The organism is Elusimicrobiota bacterium (assembly GCA_041658405.1).
Lineage (GTDB): Bacteria > Elusimicrobiota > UBA5214 > JBBAAG01 > JBBAAG01 > JBBAAG01.
Genome location: JBBAAG010000151.1, coordinates 1 through 2,766, shown reverse-complemented (window position 1 = coordinate 2,766; position 2,766 = coordinate 1). Strand labels below are relative to the sequence as shown.

The following is a 2,766-nucleotide window of genomic DNA, read 5'->3' as shown; positions in this document are numbered from 1 at the left end:
ACGCTTGCAGTGTTTGGGAATAACCTTGTAAATCCACAGTTTGTTCAAATAGGGTTAAACTCTGCATCTACGTATTACTATAAAGTCCAGGCGTTTAATGAAAACGGAGTAGCGACTTCCTACGACGTGATGGTTGCAACGATAACGCTCGACGGTGTTGAGCCGACGGTCGGGATAATGTCACCGGTAAACGGTTCTAATAAAAACAGTGTAACGTTGATCTACGGTACTGCGGCGGATAATGTTATGGTATCGACCGTGTCTTTGAGGATACACGATATTACGGTGAATAAAAACTGGACTGGTACTCAATGGCTCGTAGACGACGCGTGGCGGTTTGCCGGGATTTATCCGTCCTCGTGGACCTACCCGTCGGGAAGCGACAGCGTTCCTGCATGGCTCGACGGTAATACGTACAGTGTTGAAGCGCAGGCGGTGGACAGCGCGGGGAATTTGTCAGTAAGTTACTCGACAATAAACTTCCTGTATGACGTTTCGTTACCAACTTCAGTGGTAACATATCCTGTCCATGGAGCTGTTATCGGCGCGCTTACTACCATCAGCGGTACTGCAACGGATAGTCTTACAAACATTACAAAAGTGGAACTCAGCGTGTATAACCACACGAACAACAAATACTGGGATGGCGCGGCGTTTAATAATACAGAAATCAAGTGGTCTACGGCAACGATCTACAACGTTGTTGATGCCACGTCGTACTGGCGGTATACCGACATTACTTCGGAAGATCTTACTACGCACACCACCTACTGGATAGCATCCCGCGCGTACGACAATACTGGCAATATCGAATTATCGACGGTATGGTCAAGCACAGTGACGTTTGAGGATTTAACCGCGCCGTCAGCGGTGACCGACCTCGTTGGTACGCCGGTATACGAACGCGGTGCAAAGCTTGTATGGACCGCTCCTGGCGACGACGAGAACCAGGGTGATCTCAACGGGAAGTACAGAATTGATTACAATACAAACTCGGGCTACGGGTGGACGTATAACACGTACAAAACTGAAATAACAACCAGCGTTGCGCAGGGAACAATATGTAAAGTGATACTTACCGACATCCCGACGGATGCAACGTACTATTTCCAGATATGGTCGCAGGACGACAGCGGGAACTGGGCGGAACTTTCATCCCAGGCAACTGTGTATGTTACAAACATATACACCCACGTATGGGACGGCAGCGGGGCAACGAATAACGCGGCGGAAGCTGCGAACTGGTTATACGACGTGGCGCCGTCTACCGGCGACTCTGTGATTTTTAATAGCGATAGTAATACAAAATATTGCCGGTGGGACCTCGTAGTAACATTATCGTCGTTTACAATGGATGTCGGGTTCTCAACGGCGGTCGTGTTAAACTCAAGCCTGACCGTAGTAAACGATTTTGTAATCTCCGGCGGGACGCTGACATATCTCGGTGGGCATAATCTGTATATAGGCAGTGACTGGGTACAAACCGGCGGGTATTTTGAATTCTGGCGTTCCGGCGGGTCTAACGTAACCTGTTTCAACGGGACAACCCCGCAGACAATAACGATGCTTAACAACAGCATGTTCGGCGACGTTTGGATAACCCAGGGCGCTACGGTAACGGCTAACAGCAACCTGATCATGGGTTCTGTAAGCAAATATGATAACTTAGATGGAAGATTGAACCTTGGGAACGGGTACTGCCACTCGATATTTAACCATAACTCGCAACAAACAGGCGGCGAAATTTCGTCCACTGGTATCCTCGATATCGGGAACTCGACGTTAACAATTACCTGCGCGGGAGATTGGTTTAACGTTAACGGAACGATATTGATGACCAACGGCGACGGGAGGATAGAGTTAAAAAGTTCCGCTCTGCTTGGTTGTGGTGGTAAGTTTTACGCGGATTCCCCGCAGGACGTTATCACAAGCACCGCGCCGGGCGAACTGCTTGGCACGTTTGCGACGGATGGCGTGAACGACGGCGGTATCAATGTTACCGGGTTGACGATGAAGTCTGTAGTCCTGGAGTTTGATAACAGTTATTCCTCAAACGTTGCGGTGTCAAACGTGCAATTTGTAAACTTCCCGCCAAACAATTACGGTATATGGCTTGACGGCGGGACGAGTTATCCGGGTACTATGCGCGGCGTGTATAGTTTCAACAATTTTTATTTCGATAACTCTGTCACGACAAATGTGTATGTAGACTCCGCGTTATCGGTACACCTTGCGACGATTACGTTTACCAACTCGTCCGGTGCAAAAGCCAGCCCGCAGTACGAAGTTGACCCGAATAATGTGGTGTTCTGGTCCACACCACCCGCAGTGTCGAACCTGTACGCAGTAACTCGCGGGACTGGCTCAGTTGAATGGAACTGGACCGACGTATCAAAAGACGAGAAGTATTACCGGTTACGTAAAAACACGGATGAACTGGTTACGGAACTGCCGTGGAATACTACATATTATACTGAAGCAAGTTTAAGTGCGAATACTACATACTACCGCAAGGTTGAAGCGTATAATGTTTTGGGTACTAGTGTTACTAATACAATATCTGGGGTAACCTATGCCCGGCCGCCAGTAAATACATACGTATCCGCACGGACATCCTATAGTGTTACTATAGACTGGTCGCCAAACGATAACCCGGGCTATACTCGCTGGGGCGTTATCGGATCAACTGACGGGTTTGTGACAAGCACCACAACGCTTGCAGTGTTTGGGAATAACCTTGTAAATCCACAGTTTGTTCAAATAGGG

At 48.5% G+C, this 2,766-nt stretch carries 1 protein-coding gene; it reads left to right on the top strand.

Annotated elements, in window-relative coordinates:
- The coding region (locus tag WC955_13365; protein MFA5860044.1) for a hypothetical protein at positions 1-2,766 on the top strand (2,766 nt) is incomplete at both ends.